Source organism: Trinickia symbiotica (assembly GCF_002934455.1).
Lineage (GTDB): Bacteria > Pseudomonadota > Gammaproteobacteria > Burkholderiales > Burkholderiaceae > Trinickia > Trinickia symbiotica.
On sequence record NZ_PTIR01000005.1, the window covers coordinates 211,776 to 228,924 of the forward strand.

At 63.8% G+C, this 17,149-nt stretch carries 15 protein-coding genes; 2 read left to right on the forward strand and 13 right to left on the reverse strand.

From position 1 onward, the window contains the following. The first annotated feature begins 54 nt into the window (after window positions 1–54). The gene (locus B0G57_RS10265) at window positions 55–447 is read left to right on the forward strand and encodes a hypothetical protein (RefSeq protein WP_018442529.1); all 393 of its coding nucleotides are present in this window, start codon (window positions 55–57) and stop codon (window positions 445–447) included. A gap of 57 nt (window positions 448–504) precedes the next feature. Here the strand turns inward: B0G57_RS10265 and yfcF are convergent, their stop codons facing one another. From yfcF to B0G57_RS10310, 9 genes are read right to left on the reverse strand one after another with little or no spacing between them, the layout of a single operon-like run. After that, window positions 505–1,140: a glutathione transferase gene (gene yfcF / locus B0G57_RS10270; protein WP_018442530.1), complete on the reverse strand. Its 636-nt coding sequence runs from the start codon at window positions 1,138–1,140 to the stop codon at window positions 505–507. Window positions 1,141–1,178: 38 nt separating this feature from the next. Then, window positions 1,179–2,429 carry an MFS transporter gene (locus B0G57_RS10275; protein WP_018442531.1) on the reverse strand — a complete coding sequence of 417 codons (1,251 nt, stop codon included), beginning with the start codon at window positions 2,427–2,429 and terminating at the stop codon, window positions 1,179–1,181. Continuing rightward, window positions 2,416–2,964 (reverse strand): cupin domain-containing protein, encoded by a 549-nt coding sequence (locus tag B0G57_RS10280; RefSeq protein ID WP_018442532.1) that lies wholly within the window; start codon window positions 2,962–2,964, stop codon window positions 2,416–2,418. Before B0G57_RS10280 ends, B0G57_RS10275 begins: the two co-directional genes overlap by 14 nt. Further along, on the reverse strand, window positions 2,961–3,812 hold the full coding sequence (locus B0G57_RS10285) for an N-acyl homoserine lactonase family protein (RefSeq protein WP_018442533.1): 852 nt from the start codon (window positions 3,810–3,812) through the stop codon (window positions 2,961–2,963). Before B0G57_RS10285 ends, B0G57_RS10280 begins: the two co-directional genes overlap by 4 nt. Window positions 3,813–3,848: 36 nt before the next feature. Further along, the gene (locus B0G57_RS10290) at window positions 3,849–4,811 is read right to left on the reverse strand and encodes a diiron oxygenase (protein ID WP_018442534.1); all 963 of its coding nucleotides are present in this window, start codon (window positions 4,809–4,811) and stop codon (window positions 3,849–3,851) included. Window positions 4,812–4,831: 20 nt separating this feature from the next. Beyond that, window positions 4,832–5,623: a TauD/TfdA family dioxygenase gene (locus B0G57_RS10295; protein WP_018442535.1), complete on the reverse strand. Its 792-nt coding sequence runs from the start codon at window positions 5,621–5,623 to the stop codon at window positions 4,832–4,834. Continuing rightward, the gene (locus B0G57_RS10300) at window positions 5,616–6,521 is read right to left on the reverse strand and encodes a branched-chain amino acid aminotransferase (RefSeq protein WP_018442536.1); all 906 of its coding nucleotides are present in this window, start codon (window positions 6,519–6,521) and stop codon (window positions 5,616–5,618) included. Before B0G57_RS10300 ends, B0G57_RS10295 begins: the two co-directional genes overlap by 8 nt. After that, window positions 6,518–7,591 (reverse strand): Ldh family oxidoreductase, encoded by a 1,074-nt coding sequence (locus B0G57_RS10305; protein ID WP_018442537.1) that lies wholly within the window; start codon window positions 7,589–7,591, stop codon window positions 6,518–6,520. Before B0G57_RS10305 ends, B0G57_RS10300 begins: the two co-directional genes overlap by 4 nt. A gap of 2 nt (window positions 7,592–7,593) precedes the next feature. After that, window positions 7,594–8,931 carry a KamA family radical SAM protein gene (locus B0G57_RS10310; RefSeq protein ID WP_018442538.1) on the reverse strand — a complete coding sequence of 446 codons (1,338 nt, stop codon included), beginning with the start codon at window positions 8,929–8,931 and terminating at the stop codon, window positions 7,594–7,596. Between the two features lie 486 nt (window positions 8,932–9,417). On the opposite strand from B0G57_RS10310, the gene B0G57_RS10315 reads away from it, so the two are divergent. Further along, window positions 9,418–10,860 (forward strand): aminotransferase-like domain-containing protein, encoded by a 1,443-nt coding sequence (locus B0G57_RS10315; protein ID WP_020566418.1) that lies wholly within the window; start codon window positions 9,418–9,420, stop codon window positions 10,858–10,860. A 10-nt stretch (window positions 10,861–10,870) separates the two neighbouring features. Here the strand turns inward: B0G57_RS10315 and B0G57_RS10320 are convergent, their stop codons facing one another. From B0G57_RS10320 to B0G57_RS10335, 4 genes are read right to left on the reverse strand one after another with little or no spacing between them, the layout of a single operon-like run. Beyond that, window positions 10,871–13,066, reverse strand: coding sequence for an HlyD family efflux transporter periplasmic adaptor subunit (locus B0G57_RS10320; RefSeq protein ID WP_104489575.1), 2,196 nt, complete (start codon window positions 13,064–13,066; stop codon window positions 10,871–10,873). Further along, window positions 13,051–14,412: an efflux RND transporter periplasmic adaptor subunit gene (locus B0G57_RS10325; RefSeq protein ID WP_018442542.1), complete on the reverse strand. Its 1,362-nt coding sequence runs from the start codon at window positions 14,410–14,412 to the stop codon at window positions 13,051–13,053. The genes B0G57_RS10320 and B0G57_RS10325 overlap by 16 nt, the downstream gene beginning before the upstream one ends. A 10-nt stretch (window positions 14,413–14,422) precedes the next feature. After that, window positions 14,423–15,289: an efflux RND transporter periplasmic adaptor subunit gene (locus B0G57_RS10330; RefSeq protein WP_020566419.1), complete on the reverse strand. Its 867-nt coding sequence runs from the start codon at window positions 15,287–15,289 to the stop codon at window positions 14,423–14,425. A 23-nt stretch (window positions 15,290–15,312) separates the two neighbouring features. Then, complete coding sequence (locus B0G57_RS10335) at window positions 15,313–17,118, reverse strand: TolC family protein (protein WP_102607171.1); 1,806 nt, start codon at window positions 17,116–17,118, stop codon at window positions 15,313–15,315. Window positions 17,119–17,149 lie beyond the last annotated feature (31 nt).

Below are 17,149 nucleotides of genomic sequence, written 5' to 3' on the forward strand. Positions count from 1 at the left end.
CGTCCCGGATACGCTTTCTCAAAACGATGCTTGCGCGACACGGAGGGCGAGCAAATGGATAAGCGTGAATCCACGGCAAGCGCGGAGTCGGTTTTATCGACTCTCACGCTGCACAACAACCAAACGCTCGCTGTTTCGCTGCCTCGCAACACGCGACTGATAATAACCGAGGGCGCAGTGCGGTTGACGTACGCCGAGCCAACGCTAGATTGGCTCGGCGAGTCAGCTCCACTCCGATCGCATCTTCTGCACGAAGGCGACACTTATCTCGTCGAGCGATCTCAATACGTGTCCATGACGGGCGCTTCCTCGAGCGGCACAGCCGTTTTGATCGAGGTCGCCGCCGCGACACACGTCGTCAAACGACTCTACAACTGGTTCGCGCGGTTCTCCGATGCCGGCGTCGCACATGCCGACCAGCGGCAAAGCCGCGGCGGGCACGCGTAAGCCGCAAGCGCGGCATCGCTGACGGGCCAACACCCGTCGCGCCGAACGTCCCGCCGATCATCCTCGCGGTCGAGCGACCCACTGCTGCACGCTTGGCCGCGCCCACTGACGCTCGACATATCGCAACACCTTCGGCGGCACCGGATCGCCGCAGGCAACGAGCCGGTTCAGCATCAGCGCAAAATCGGTGTCGGCGATGCACCAATCGCCGAACACGCCATGGCGGTCGTCGCGGATCAACCGATCGGCCGCATCGAGCAGCTTGTCGCAGGCGAGCTGCGCCGGCTCGGACAACGGTTTCACGGGCTCGGGGAAGTAGATCCGGTCCGCCTGTCTTTCACTCTTCAGCGGCATGAAATCGCTGCGAATCCACGCTTGGAGCTCACGCGCCCGCGCACGCGTCTCGCGATCGGCCGGCAGGACGGCGGCATGACGAGGGGCGGGATAGACTTCCTCGAGATACTCGGCAACCGCCGATGATTCGGACAAGGAAAAATCGCCGTGCAGCAGCGTCGGCACGCGGCGTGTCAGCGAGATCTCGCGATAGGCGGAGCTGTGCTGCTGCTTCGCCTTGAGGTCGACTGTCCGAATCTCGAAGTCGAGTCCCTTTTCTTTCAACACGACGAACGCCGACATCGCGAACGCACTGACGTAATCGGCACCGACGTACAAATAAATTGGCGAGGCGTTCATTCAGGATCCTATGTAAAGTTGGGTTGCAGTCACGAAGGTCACGGGTACGCGCGCTCGGCAACGGCGGCGCCTTTCCAAAGCACCGCGATACCGGCGGCCACGATGAGCGCGAGCACGGTCCAGGCGGCGACATAATCGAAGCGGTCGACGATCACGCCGAAAATCGGCGGCATGATGCTGATCGCGACCATGTTGATCGTCATCGAGAAGCTGATCGTCGAAGCCATGACGGACTTCGGCGCCATTTCGGCGAGCTGCAGCAGATAAAGCGGATACCAGCCGACGCCGAACAACCCGAGGACGCAAAAGACCGCCGTCAGCGTGGCGTTCGTCGTCCCCGCGGGCATCGCGAGCAGCGCCACCGTCGCTGCGATGCAGACGGCCATGCTGAAACCGAGCGAGCGGATCCGTTTCGTCGGCCAGAACTTGTCGCTGACCCACGCGAGTCCGATGCGACCGACGATGCCGAGCCACTGCGAAACGGAGAACAGCAGTCCCGCCGCAATCGTCGAATAGTGAAAACGTGCCGTGACGAAGGGAATCGCATGCGTCGCGAACGTGTACTGAAACGTGGCCATCACCGCGCCGGCCGCCATGACAGGCCACACCGCCGAGTGGGCTGCCACGAGCTTGACCGCCGTCGCGAACTTCGGCGGCGCCGCGGCAGGTGCGCCCTGCATCTCGCGTTCATCGCGATGCAGCACGGCAAACAAGATTCCGCCAACGATACTGATCGCCCCTTGAATCGTGAGCGCCATGGACCATCCATGCACCGTCGCGAAGAGCGGCAGTGCCATCGCGGCGAGTGCAGTGCCGAGCGGCAAGCCCGCCTGCCGGATCCCCGTCGCCATGCCGCGCTCGTGCGGCGGAAACCAGCGCAGGATTGCCCGCGTTCCGCCCGGCTGCACCGACGCGTACGAAGTGCCGATCAACGCAAAGAACATCAACAGGACGGCAAAGCTCGTCGAGAGCGCGGACCCCGCGAATGCCGCGAGGCCCATCAGCACCATCGTGAAAGCAACGACGTAACGCTCACCGAAACGGTCGATGAGCCAGCCGAGCATCAGCATCGTCACGACTTGCCCGCCGTTCAGCGCGCTGACCGCGAGTGCCGCCGTCGCTTCGGTCAAATGAAACGCCTTCTGCAACGGCGGAATCAGCGTATAGATGCCCTGCGCCGTAATCGAGGCGGTGGTTTGCGCGAACGCGGCGACGGCAAGAACGATCCACCGATAGGCGCCGCTGGAGGCAAAGGATCGCCCTGCCGCGTGTTGGCTATTGTGATTCATCTAGTTGGCCCTCTATTATCGTTTTCGTTACCCCGTGACCGACGCTGTCGTCGAGCACGCCCTCAGGTTCCGAGGCCTTCAGATTGCCAAGACTCTTCTGCTGAGGCAAGTTGCTCATGCTGAAAAGCACGAGCGCCTCGTCCGCATCGCAATGAAATGCGTGCATGCACCAAGCCGGAACGATAAGGACGTCGCGTGGCGCGAGTCGCACGGGCTCCTCGTGCTCGCCGACATGAGCGACGCCGCTACCTGATTGAACGATGAACAGATGCCACCAGGCATGCGCGTGCGGCCGCGTCGACTCATGCGGCGGCACAACCTGGACGTTGATGGCCATGCCGGGCACGATCTCGCACCCGGCCGCCGTGCCATCGCGCGTGAGCGTGAACGTGCCGCGCTCGCCGTGCCGCGCCGCCGCCAGCGACTTGGCCGTCTGCGGCCACGGCCACACGACCGCCTGCTCCGGCACATCGGCGAAATGGTCGCGGTACTGGCCGTAATCGAAGAGTCGCCCCTCGGTGACGGAATGCGTCATATCGTCGACTCCTCGACAAGAGCGGACTGGGTCGCATCGGTCAGCGGATCCTCATGCAAGCAGAACGTATCGGGATCGCCGCGCAACGCCGGAAACGTCGTCGCCACGAGCGGATCATGGCCAGGGATGACATGCTCCGGACTCTCGGCGAGCGCATCGATCGTTTCGAATGCGTCGAGCACCTTGGCGAGGTCATGCAGGATCGGAAACGGGCGACGTCCGCGCACGTTGGCCCATAGGTGCGCCGCGTCCGAGGCGAGCACCAGATTGCCGCGGCGCGTCGCCACACGCACGACCTGGCTTCCCGGCGTATGGCCGCCGACGAGGCAAAGCTCGATGCCGGGCGCGAGCGTGACCGTGCCCTCGTGCACGACAAGCCGTCCATCATGGAGTATGCCGACCGCCTGCATCACGTCGTCGCGTTCATAAATCTTGGCGAGCTGCCTGTGCCGCATTTCGGCGCCGGTACAGAACCGCAGCTCGGCGCCCTGCACGTGCACGCGCGCATTCGGGAACAGCGCGAGGTTGCCCGCATGATCCCAATGCAAGTGCGTCACCACGATATCCCGGACGGTCGACGGATCGATGTCCAATGCGGCCAGCGCTTCACCCACCGAGCGTTTCATCTGGCGCTCGCGCCGGATCCCGGTCGATAGCGGGAATGCCGTATCGACGACGATCGTTCGCTCGTCGTTGCGAATCACCCAGAAGAAGTAATCGAGCGGCATCGATGCGTCCGGCGGACCGCAGCATGCATCGAAAAAGAAGTTCTCGCGGGCCGTGCGATGCGCGTTGCTGCCGATCCGTAGGGCGTATACCTCGTATTGGGATGTTTTGGATTCCTTCATTTTTTCCAGAGTCCTTGAAACGGTTGTCCGCACTTGTCAGTGCGCCTGTGCGTGCAACGCGGCCGGCTTTTTGTTGGCTGTGCTGTCGGAAAAATCGAACTCGAGCTCGCCGAGAATCCCGAGCTCGTCCGCGAGCCGATAGAGTCCGCTGTAGTCGCGCGTCAGCGCGCTTTGCGCACCGGGTTGCCGCGCATCGAGAACGATCTCGGTCGCATTCGGCACGCCGAGTTGCCGTAGGATCGCTTCCCACATGGAGAAGTCCTGCGCGACAAAGGCACGCAGTGCGACGGGCAAGGTCGCAACGAAAAACGTCTTTTGTTTCGCCGTCAGCCGGTGAAAAATCACCTTGCTGATTTCGCCGAGCGTCTTGCTGTGCGCGTACTCATCGCGGTTGTGCATTTGCGCGACGCTTCGGTTGAGCGGCTGAATCGTTTCGTCGTCGGCCAGGATGTCGAGAAACGCATTGACGCTGATTTCGGCCACCGTTGCGAATACGACGCCCGCGAGCTGCTTTTCCCACGGCTCGACGAGCTGCCGCTTCAGCCTCTCGAGCTCGCGGTAGGTGACCGACATCGGCAAGTCCATGTCGAGCTCGATCTTGCGCTCACGCCGCGTGCGCTGAATCGCGTTCAGGTGCATGAGCGTGTGATAGTGCTCATCGACGAGCGTTTGCCGAATCGATTCGGTGAAAACCCAAGCGTCTCCCGCCAGGATCTCGCTCGCGAGATAGTTGAGCGCGGGATTCACGACGTGATCCTCGGCGGCGACCGTGCGGCGGTTGTAGCCGATCCACCCCCACGTCAGGATGGCCTGTTTCAGGGGAGCGTCGAGCCGCTCGATCGCTTCGTGCGTGTAGAACGGCACGAGCGCGACCGGATAATCCGGCTTCTCGGCATCGAATTGGCCGCTCGCGCGAAACCGCTCTATATCGCAGACTGTCGCCCTGCGCGGCCAGCCTTGGTTCAACTGGGCGATCAGTGCCGTGTTCGCATTCTTCATGGGTGAATTCCTCTTCAACGCTATTGCAGCCAATAGCGCGTCAAATGCCGCGCGGGATCCGAATAGGTGCTGCGCGCGTGAATCAGCCGATGGTTGTCCCAAATCATCAAGTGACCATCGGGGATCAGGACGGGCACCGCTTCAGATTCGAAGTAGGATGCGGCGAGCATCGCGAGGCGCACGAGCGGATCGCGGCTGGCGCTTGCGCGTCGCGTCGAGGCGACGCTCGTTGCGCCGCTTGAAACACCACTCAATGCCGCTTCCGAAGGATTGACGTCGCCGTAGAGAAACTGGTTGTAGCTGAAGCGGAAGATCGGACGATCGCCGCTCGCGCTGGCATCGATGATCGGCACCGTGAGCGTCTGTCTGCGCGCCGTGCCGGGCGCCAATGTCGCCGCGAATTGCACGGGCCTTTCGTGGACGTACCGCTGCAGCTCGGCATCGAGAGAGCGCACGAACGTCATGCCATCGGCCAGTCGCGTATGGCCTTCTCCGCAGCGCGCCTGACGGTGGCAATGCAGCGCAAGATAGTGCGGCGGCGGGTTGCCGACAGGCACTTCGGTATGCGGGCCGATCGCGTTGCGGCTCTGCGAATACGGCAGCTTCTCGAAGCCGGGCCTCATCGTGACTTCCCAGGTGTCCTCGCCGTTGTATTGCGGCACGATGGCCCCGAACCGTCCGAGCGCCGCGCGCACACCGCCCTCGAGCAACGCGGGCGCGAGGACGGTCCAGCCTTGCCGGCTCAGCGCTTCGTGTGCCGCATCGAACGTCGTTGCGGTTTCGATGTCGTCGATTGCGATCGATTCATTCATGGGCGAGAGCTCCTTCAACTTGATTGACTCGTTCCGAATACGCGCCCATCAAATCGAATGTGATGGTCGAGGGCTGGTACGCGTGAGCATCGATGCGCCCCACCGGGCAAACCTCCGCGGCCGTGCCTGTGAGGAAGCATTCGCTGAAAGAATCGAGTTCATCGGGAAACATCGGGCGCTCGACGACTTCGATGCCCCGCTCGCGCGCGAGGTCGATCACGGTCCTCCGCGTAATGCCGTCGAGGAAGCAGTCGGGCGTCGGCGTATGCAGGACGCCATCACGGACGAAGAAGATGTTGGCGCTCGTTGCCTCGGCGATCTGTCCGCGCCAGTCGAGCATCAGCGCATCGTGAAATCCGTTCGCCTCGGCCTGATGCTTGCAAAGCGTCGCGATCATGTAGTGGCTCGACGCCTTGGCCTCATAGGGGCTCGAGACCGGCGGCGGCCGGCGCCATTTCGCCGTCTGCAGCGCAATCCCTTTCTCTTTGGCGGCCGGATCGAAATAGCTGGGCCAGCTCCAGCAAGCGAGCGCGACATGAATGCGGGTTGCGCGCGCGGACGTCGAGATCTGCTCCGAGCCACGCCAGGCGATGGGCCTCACATAGCCGTTGACGATCTCGTTGCGTTCGATGAGCTCTGCCGTAGCCGCTTCGAGTTCTTCCTTGGCGTAGGGAATCGCGAAATCGAGCATCTGCGCGGAGCGATAGAGCCGGTCCGTATGTGCGCGCAACCGGAACACGCTGCCCGAGTAGACTCGCTCGCCCTCGTATACGCAGCTCGCATAGTGCAGACCGTGCGTCAGCACATGGATCCGGGCGCTCTTCCATTCGACGAAACGGCCGTCGAGCCATATCGTGCCCTCGCGCTGGTCGAAGGGAACGTTCGGAGCGGTCGTCATGCCACCTCCTTTTGCAATGCTTCGTTGTCCGAAAGGATTCGTGAAAGACCAAGGCGCCTTGCCTCATCAGCGAGGCTTCGCGCCTCGTCGGCATTCAAGGGAATCCCCATGCTGGTGCGGCTTGCGGCGGACGCTTTTTGTGGATCTCCGGCTACGAGCACTTGCTCGCCGTCGACGGAAGGGGTCCGGCGAATCGTCTCCATCAGATCCGACACGTTCTGTCTGAAGCGATCGAGCGAGCCGAACCGGGCGGGATCGATCGCAATCAGGCAGTGACCGATCTGCCGGCCGCGGTCGTAAGGCTCGGCGTCGAGATGCGAAAGCTCGTGATCGAGCGGCATCGAGGCCAGCAGACAACTCAGGATCTGCACCATCATCGCGAGTCCCTGCCCCTTGTAGCCGCCGAGCGGCGAGAGCGCTGCGACGCGCGACGGGTCGCCGGCCGGCCGACCATCCGCATCGAGCGCCCAACCGGGCGGCAGCGCGAGGCCGTTGCGCCGGTAGTGCTTCACTTGCGAGTACGAAATCTGGCTCGTCGCCATGTCGAAGAGATAGAGGTCGTCCGCGCACGCGGGCGCGACGAAGCAGATCGGGTTCGTGCCGAACATTGCGCGCTTTCCGCTGAACGGGGCCATGCGCGCGGCCGCGCTCGTCGTGACCATGCCGATCAGCCCTCGCTTGCCGATCAGCTCGCCATACACGGAAGCGGCGCCGAAGTGATTCGAGTTCGCGACGGCGACGACACCGACGCCATGCTCGCTCGCCAGGTCGCTCGCCAGCTCGGCCGCATACGTGCCCGCCACGACGCCGAGCGCGCCGTCAGCATCGACGAGCGCGGTGCCGCCGGATTGCCGCATTGTCCGCATGACCGGGCACGGATTGCTGCGCCCTTCGTCGAGCTCACGCAAATAGAGCGGCAGCAGGCGCAGGCCGTGCGTGTCGATGCCCATCAACGAGGTGCGCGTCAGCGCGCGTGCGAACCAACTCGCGTGCTGCGCGCCAACGCCGCGCGCCAACGCCGCTTTTTCACAGAGCTCGTGGAGCTCATCGGATTGGATATAGGTCGTCATGATCAGCTTGCGTAAGTCAAGGGGCGCAGATAGATCGGCTGCCTGGAGGGCGATCGATCGGCGCGTTGGAAGAAAAATGCCGATTCGCCGAACGCAGGCTCCAGCTCGTCGAACCAGACCGCAGCCGGATCGAACTTTGCGAAAAACGGCTGGCGCACCCATTCGGGATCGCGCCCCTGCAGGAACTGCAGTACGAACACTTTTTCGGTGCCGATCGTCGCGACGCCATCGACGAGAATCTTTCCGTAATGCGTGCTCATCGAAGGTCCGCGCACGGTTCGCGACAGGCCCGACACGCGTTGATAGGCGGCCTTGAAAATCGCATGGGCCTCGACGAGCGGCAGCTCGAAGTAACGGTGCGGCCCCGTGTCGCGCTCGACGAACATGTAGTAGGGAATCGCGCCGAGACGCACGCCCGTCGTCCAGAGCTCGGACCAGGCCTCTGCGTTGTCGTTGATGTGGCGGACGATCGGCGACTGCATGCGCACGGTCGCCCCGGTGCCGATGATGCGCTTGACCGCCTGCTGCGCGATGTCGGGTCGCAGCTCCGCGGGATGGTTGTAATGCGCCATGATCGCGAGGCTCTTGCCGCGGCTGACGATGCGCTCGAAGAGCCGCATCAAAGCATCGGCATCCTTGTCGGTGACGAAGCGTTGCGGCCAGTACGCCACCGACTTGGTGCCGATCCGGATGTTCTGCAGATGCTCGATCGCGAGCAGCGGCTCCAGGTAGCCCGCCAGCGACTCGGCATTCATCACCAGCGGATCGCCGCCCGTGACGAGCACGTCGGTGACATGCGGGTGGCACTCGAGATAACGCCGCAAATCATCGCTCTCTCGCGCGTTGAACTTCAGGTCTTCCACGCCGACGAATTGCGGCCAGCGGAAGCAGAACGTGCAATAGGCATGGCAAGTCTGGCCCGCCGAGGGAAAGAACAGCACCGTCTCCTTGTACTTGTGTTGAAGCCCCTCCAGCGGACGGCCATCGAGCAAGGGCACGTTGTGCGTCATCTGGCCCGCGGGATGCGGATTCATTCGCTGACGCAGCATCGCGATATACCGTTCGGCGTCCGCCGCGCGTTGATCCGAGCGCAATTCGCCGAGCCTCCGGTAGTCCTCGGGCGGCAGCATGTCCCGGTGCGGGAACGTCAGACGAAAGATGGGGTCGTCGGGCACGCGCGACCAATCAATCAGTTCACGCAACACGTACTCGTTCGTTCGGAACGGCAAGACTCTCGATACCGTCGCCAGCGCATCCTTCGTCTCCTCGGGGAGAAGCGCCCAGTACGCGGAGCTGGCGATGGATTTGGGGTTGTACGCCCTGAACTTTTCTGCTTCCACAATGGCTCCAGATAAAGTAGATTGGCGGTTTTGACGCTTGCGCGACCGCAATTAATGGGCGAATGATTTAAATCGCTTCGCCTAATTCTTCCTTTCGCGACACGAGCGATCGCTCGATTTCGCCAATCATCGGATCAATATCACGTGTTTTAGCCAGATCGGTTCTGGTCAATATTGCCGATTATGTCGATTCGTCGCACGAAACGATGGTCAACCCAATAGCAATAAAACGCCTCTCGCCCCGCGCTCGCCACAGGTCTGGCCCGCTCTCGCGTGGAGCCTTGTGTCTCGGTGCTGTCGAGGCGTTCGAAAGTTATCCGTCATGTTGATTGGATGCATCGCTCTTCAAAAGATGAAGCATCGTCCTATATTTCGTTTGCGCTAAACAGTAACAAGCAATCGGTAAATGGGCCTGTACAGGTCGACAAATCAAGCTTCTGTTCCGGTATAATTTTCCGAACGTGTACTGGGTCGAGCACAGAAAGAATGGCGAAAAAATATCGAGCGCTCGCTGAGCATTATGCGAAGGCCATCGCGAGTGGCTCTCTAGGCAAAGGCGAGAGGCTTCCCTCGTTGAGGGATATTGCAGTGCTCCACCGAGTGTCGATTTCGACGGCGGTGGAGGCATGCCGACTTCTCGAGCGACAGGGATACGTCGAGGCCAAGTCGCGAGCCGGCTATTTCGTGATCGATGCGATGCCGCTCGTGAAGCGCGCGGGCGCGGCGGCGGTGTCGGACTTCGACAATGCGAATGAGCGGATCGACCCGGCCGACTACGTCGGCGTACACGAGCGCATCTCGGTCACGCTCGCGCGCGGTACGCGGCGGCCGATGAAAGTCGATCTCGCCGGCGCAGTCTGCGCACCCGAGCTCTACCCGGGCGCGGCGCTCAGGGACAACATGCTGCGGTTGTTGCGCGCGAGGCCGCGCGTCTATGGCACGCACCCGCAACGAGAAGGCGTCACCAAGCTGCGCGAGGCCATCGCGCGCTGCTCGGTGAGCCGGGGGATGCACGCGGATCCGGAAACGATCCTCGTGACGCACGGCTGCAGCGAAGCGCTGTCGCTAGCCTTGATGGCCGTCACGAGCCCGGGCGACGTGGTGGCCATCGAGTCGCCCACCTATTTCGGAATCCTGCAGATCATCGAGTCGCTCGGCCTGAAGGCCATCGAGATCCCGACGCGCCCCGATACGGGCATCTCGCTCGACGCCCTCGAGTTCGCAATCAATCACATGGGCAGGATTCAAGCAGTCGTTTGCATGCCGTCGGTGCAAAATCCGCTCGGCTGCTCGATGCCGGAAACGGCCAAGACGCGGATGATCGAGCTTTGCGAAAAACATAATATCGCCCTCATCGAAGACGACACGTACGGCTTTTTCCTGCCGAACCCCGCTTATTCGCGGCCGCTCAAGGCTTGGGACAAAAAGGGCAACGTCATCTATTGCAACTCGCTGAATAAATCGCTTTCGCCCGGATTGCGCGTCGGCTGGCTTATCGGCGGGAAATGGCACAAGAAAATCGAAATGCTCATGTACGCGGTATCGCGCCATCGCGAGGAGATGCTGCAGCTCGTCGTCGCCGACTTCATGGCCGGCAGCGCGTTCAGCCGGCACATGAAGCGGATGAATGCCTTGCTGAAGCAGCAGCGCACGCAGCTCGTCGAAGCGATCCTCGGCCATTTTCCCGCGGGCACCGAGGTGACGTGCCCCGACGCCGGCTTATTGCTATGGGTGCGGCTGCCCGACGGAAAAAACACCGACATTCTGTTCGACAAGGCGCTCGCTGAAGGCATCCGCATCTGTCCAGGATCGATTTTCTCGAACATGGATAAATTCAACGACTGCTTGCGGCTCAGCTGCGGAATGCCGATCAAAGGGCGCGTCGAGTCGGCCATTCGCACGCTGGGCCGGCTCGCGCGCGAACTGTGAGGCCCTCGCGTTAAACCTGACTCTCGCTGATGAAGAGCGCCACCGCCCTGCGATAAATCTGGCCGATGAGGCTCGCCCGATCGCCTTCGATGTCGACCTGCCCGCGCAACCGCCGCCATGCCTCCACGTGAGGATTACGGGGAACGAGTACCGCACGATAGACGGCCGTTTCGGGAACGAGCTTGTTGTCCGCGCTCTTGCGCACGGCAAGGCCGCCGCCATAGACCGATGCGAGCTCGGTCACGTCGAGCGTCCGAACCGAAGTCGTCTCGATGCTCGAGACGATGAGATCGACAGGCCAGTCGCCGTTCTCGGGAAAGAACCGCGCATGTGCGCCTGGATGGACGCGCGGCAGATCGGCCTCGCCCACGAACGCAACGACCACGGCCGACGATGGATCGATCAACGTCCCGAGCGCCTCGCGGCGAGGCAGCCATTCGCCTTCGCGCAGCGGCGGCACATCGGTGAGAACGCCGGCAAACGGCGCGCGAACGGTCAGGAGCGCCTCTTGCGCCGAGACCTGGTCCACCGATGCGATCGCGCCTTGCAGCTCCTGTTCGCCGACGGCGATCATGTCCGCCTGCTCGGGATCGAAAGCCTGGCCTTTCATGCGGTTCTCGACTCCGCCAAGCGCGGCAAGCGCGGCGGCCTTGCGATATTCGACGGTCGGCGATTCGAGCGCGAAGATCGGCTGTCCGAGCGCGACCGCGGCGCCGTTCGTCGATTGCTTCACGAGTCGGCCCGGCTCGGCGACATAAAGCGTCGTCTGCTTGGCCGCGCGCATGAGCGCGGGGGCGGCGAGCTCGCGTCGCCACGGCACGACGAAAAGCATCAGTGCCACCGCGCAGCACGCGAACGTGATCATCGCGCGCCGGTCCGGCCGCCGGCTGCCTAGCCGCGCACGCCATACGCGTATCTCACCGACGATGGGCCGCACGAGAAACCAGCCGATCTCGACGCACATTAGGAAGATCCCGAGCGCCTTGAACGCCATGTGATAGACGACGAGCGCAATGCCGAGAAAGAGCGAGAACCGATAGACCATGCATGAGAGCGCATAGACGATCAAAATGCGCTGCTTCGCACGCGGAAACGCTTCGGGCGGCGGATCGCCGAGGCCGAACAGCGTCTCGCGCAGCCACCAGCGCCCCATCGCGAAGCCTCGGTCCTGCAGGTTGGGCACGTCGAGCCAGTCCGACAGCAAAAAGTAGCCGTCAAAGCGCATGAGCGGATTCACGTTGATCGCGATCGTCAACAGCCACGTCGAGCTCGAGAGCAAGAAGGCCCCGGTGCGCAGCGGGCCGTCGGGCAAGACGGACCAGGCGAGCGACGCGAAGACGGCGAGCGTGGTTTCGGCGAGCATGCCGGCCGCATCGATGGCGAGGCGCTTGCGGCGATCGGTCAGGCGCCAGGCATCGGTCGTATCGGTCCACAGGACCGGCCATAGCACGAGCAGCGCGACGCCCATCGCGGGCACGCGACAGCCCATGCGCTTGGCCATGACACCGTGGCCGATTTCATGCACGACTTTGGCCGAGGCGAGCGCGAGACCGACTAGCGCGGCCCCTTGCAGCGAGAACAGATGCAGCAGGCTATGCGTGTATGCCGCCCATTGCTGGCTGATCAGATAGAAGCCGAGCGCGGCGAGTAACGCGAGCGCGATCGCGAACCCGCGCGTGAACACCCAGCCGATGCGCGGCACGACGGCCGACAGCATACGATCGGGATTGATGAGGCGCACCTTGATCGACAGATAGTTCTTCAAGAGCCAGCGCGCGAACGACAATCGCTCGGCCGCCCGCAGCGCGGCGAAACGCTCTGTCGCTCTCGCATCGAGCGGCGCCGTCAGATCCGCGCGATGCGCGAAGCTCAGGACGTCGAGCACGTCTTGCGAAGTCGCGCGGATCGTCGTCTCAGCCGAAATCGAACGGGCAACGGCTTCGGTGTTGCCGAGCGCCCAACGCGCGAGCACTTCGAACTCGAGCCAGCCGATCCGCACGTAGCGGTGCCGTGCGGGATCGTGCAGCGTCCAGGTCGGACTGCCGTCGCTTGCCGCGGGCCCCGGCAACAGCTTGATGTCTTCGCGCAATGGCGGCAGCGCGACGGGCGGCGCGTCGCCGGTATGACCATGAACGGCGTCGGATGCAGCGCTCGCCTGCTCGACAGCGACGCCGCTCACCGGCGTTTCGATCAGATCGACAGCCATTCGCGCAACACCGTCAGAGGTCTTCTCAGCAGCCAAAGCGCGAGCGCGCGGCGCGGCCCGTAGATCTTCGCCGTGCCCTTCAAGCCGAGACGCAAAGCGTGCCCCGGATCGAGCGAGGCGCGAAACGCGTACGACATCACGCCATCGGCTGCGACCGTGCTCGAGTAGCTCGCGAACGTGAGCTTCCCGTAGGCCGGCTTATCGGGCGACAGGTTGCTGAAGAAAACGACTTCGGCGCCGGGCTCGAACGAGACGACCGAGGCAGCGGGCACCTCGATCTGCAACTGCGTGCGCGCGGGCGACGCGACCACCATGATGCGCTCGCCGAGTACGACGGGCTTGCCGATCCACTCGCTGCTGTCGTCGAACACGGCGACACCGTCGACAGGCGCCGTGATTTCCGCGCGCCGCAGCATGTCCTCATCGTAGACGAGCTCGGCCTGCTCCTGCTCGACCTTGCTCGAAAGCATGGCGAGCCGCGCTTTCGCCTTGTCGTCGCTCATCGCCTGCTGCGACGTATCGGCATACTCTTCGCGCGCCATGTCGAGCGCTTTTTTGGTGACCTCGTAACGCGTCTGCAACTGAGTTCGATCGAACGAGACGAGTGGCTGGCCCGCGTGCACAGCCTCGTTCGGCTCAACGCGCAGCGCACCGACGACGCCGTCGAACGGCGCGCGCACGGGCGCCGGATCGACCGGCACCACCTCGGCGGGCGCGAGCACGGATTCGCGCACGGGAAAAACGGCGATCGCGAGCAGCACCGCCGCCGCAATCGCGAGCGGCCTCTTTCTCGCCGCGAGTTGCCGCAGCACACTGGGCTTGCGCACGCGCCGATGCAACAGCAGGCTTTGCGCATAGGTGCCGGCGAGTGCGCCGAGCAGTTGCCGATCGCTGTCGGCCCACGCATCGGCACGGCCGAGTAACAGGTAGCCGGCCGGCTCGCTGTCGCGCCAGTCGAGCGGGCACAGCAGCGCATTCGCCGGAAACCACTCGGGCCATTCGCGCGCGAGCGCTTCGGGCAGCTCGGCGGGCTCGATCACGCGCGGCTGCCGCGGCCCTGCCTGCGGCGCATCCTCGCGCGCAAGAGCCGCGAAGACACGCGCGAGCCAGATGTAATAAGGGCCGCCGCGCTCGGCGGAAGCGACGCCGGACAGCAAGAGCGGATCGTCGCCGGCCGGCGCGTCCTGCCACAGCGCGGCCTGCTGATAATGGACGACGCTCGCGGTCTCATTGACGATGAGAAATCCGAGTTCTTCGCGCGCCGCCGCACGGGCTCGCCGCTCGAGCTCGAGCACGGCGCCGAGCCGCAGCAGCTGGTAGTTGAGCGCGTTGACGGGCGAGTTCATGGGTGCGACTTCATTGGCGTGAGGTCAGCGCCACGCCGGGCGGCGGCGTGAAGACGGCGTGACCGCTCATGCCGGGCAAGAGCGTATCGGGCGGATTGTCGATGTGCCCGTAGACCTTGATCGAGCGGCTCACGGCGTCGACCTTGCCCGAGAGACGCGTGAGCGTGGCCGGATAGGTCTTGCCCGTCTCGTCGATCGCGACGTTGAACGTGCTGCCCGGCTTGAGCCAGGCGAGCCACTGGGACGGGACGATCATCTCGAGATCGAGGCTCTTGTCGCTGAGCACTTCGAGCATCGGCGCGCCCGTTTGCAAGTACTGGTAGTTGTGCGTGTAGACGGCCGATATGCGGCCCGCGAAAGGCGCGGCGACGACGCAGCTGTCCACGAGCGTCTGCGCGGCCTGCACATCGGCCGCCGCCTGTTCCTGGTCGGCCTGAGCCACCTTGTATTCAACTTCGCTCGACGTGCCGAGCGCACGCAGCCGCTGCTTGCTTTCGTTGACCGACTTGCGGCTTTCGAGCACGGCGCGCGCATGAGCGAGCGCGGCCTCCTTTTCCGAGCAAAGGAAGCGGGCGAGCACCTGCCCTTGCTTGAACCGGTCGCCGTCATGCAACGGAAACTGACTGAGACGACCCGACATCGGCGCCCCGATCGTCGCGATCGTGTCAGCGACGAGTTGCACGCGGATATCGGGCGTCGATGATGGCGTCGTCGTGGCCGGTGCGTGCGGCTGAGCCGCTACAGGGACGACGTGCGTCGCGGGCGCCGGTTCGGACGCCTGCGCCGCGAAAACGGCCGTCGCGCCTGCTCCGGTCATAACGGCGACCAGCGCCATGAGCTTCCCCACCCTCGAGGCGCGCTTGTATTGCGATTTCATTAGTACTCCTACCCGTGTTGCGCTTATTTCGCCGCCAGCGTGTTTTCGGCTTGCGCCGTTGGAGGCGCGGCAGGCGTCTGCGTCGCCGTTGTCGCCGTTGTCGCCGTTGTCGCCGTTGTCGCCGTTGTCGCCGTTGTCGCCGTTGTCGCCGACGCTGCGGCCGCGGACGCCGCGGGCGTGCCCGTTGCGCCAGCCGCGGCGGCCGGCGCAACGGGCCGCAGCATGGCGACGTCGGGCAGCCGCCCGGCTTCCCAGCCCGAGATAGCCGACTTCACGCGCTCGCTGAGCGTCGCGAGATCGTCTGTATCGGCGTTCGGAGGCACGAGGTCGACGCCGACGGACGTATAGAGATTGGTCAGAGCCGTATGCACTTGCGCGATTTCGCGATCGTAGGTGAACTCGGCCACCATCGAGGCCAGATCGCGTCGGATGCGGTCGGCATCGGACTCTTCCTGCGCGCGCGACTCGTTCGCCGAGGCGACGCGGATTTGCTGCTCGACATCGTTGATCTGCTTGGCGATGTCGAGATCCTGCATGGCGGCGAGATACTCCTGATAGCTCAGATTGACTTGCGTCAGGACGGCGACGCTCAACGCGAGCCGGCGCTCACGCGATACTTCAACCGATGCCTTTGCCGCCGAAATCGCCTTGGGCCCCTCGATCAGGTTGACGAGGTTGAACGTCGCATTCACGCCGAGCTGTGCCCAGCGCGGATTGAAGAGATATTGGTTGCTGTCGTAGTTGAGGCTGCCGAGCACGCCGACGCCCGGCATCATCTTGACGATTTCCTTGTAGACGTCTTGCTGGTCGATCTTTTCCTGATACGCCTCTTCACGCAGCTCGGGCCGCATGGCGAGCCCGAGTGCCTCGAGCTTGCGTGGATCGATCTGCGTGGCCGACGTCTCGACATCGAGCTCCATCGGGGCGAACTGGATCGGTACGTCGGTCGGCACGTTGATGAGCGACGCCAGTTGGACACGCGCCGTGTTCAGATCGGTTTCCATGCGACGCAGTTGGCCCACCACCGACAGCATGTTCTGCTGATAGTCGAGTCCCTGCAGTTGCGGCACGAGTTTCTCGCGGCTCGCTTCGCGCGCGTTTTGCAGCTGCTTGTCGGCTTCGGCGAGCAACGGCCGCAGGCGCGGCAGCAGCCGGTCGGCCGCGACGGCTTTCCAATACGCCTCCTGCGTGCCCTTCACGAGGTCGTCGATCACCTTGCGGCGACGCTCGACGGCAGCGTAGGTGCGATAGCCTTGCTGCTTCGCCTGGAAGTAGCTGACGCCGAGATCGAGCAGGTTCCACGAGAGCTCGAGCGAGGCCGTCGCATGCGAAGGCGGCTCCGAGAATGAGTACTCGAGCGACCGCTGCTTCGTGAGCTCGGACACGCTTTCGGCCGCGTTGTCGTTGCTGCGCCAGGTGTAGCCCGCATTGGCCGCGACGCGCGGCAACATCTGCGCGATCGCGAGGTCGAGCTGCTTGTCCTGCAGCGTCGCTTCGGTCTTCGCGAGCTGCGCGTTGTAGTTGTACTTGAGCGCGCGGGCGATCGCGTCGGGCAGCGTCAGCGGCCGCGTGAGCGGCACATAGGTCGCGTACAGCGTCTTGTAGTCGTCTTGCGCGCGCTTGAAGTGCTCGGCCTGAGAAATCGGCTCGGGCTTGATGGCGCACGCGGACAACACCGCGGCCGACAGCAGCGTCAGGCCGGTGACCCGCGCCAAAGAGGCCGCGCGCGCCCGCGAACTGCCGCGGCTTGCCCCGTTTTCCGCATGCGGCTCGGCCCGCATCCGCCCCTGTCCAGCCGCGTCGTGGCGGCTGACGATGTCGTTCTTCATGTCGGTCTTCGCTTTCTTGATGTATTTGGTT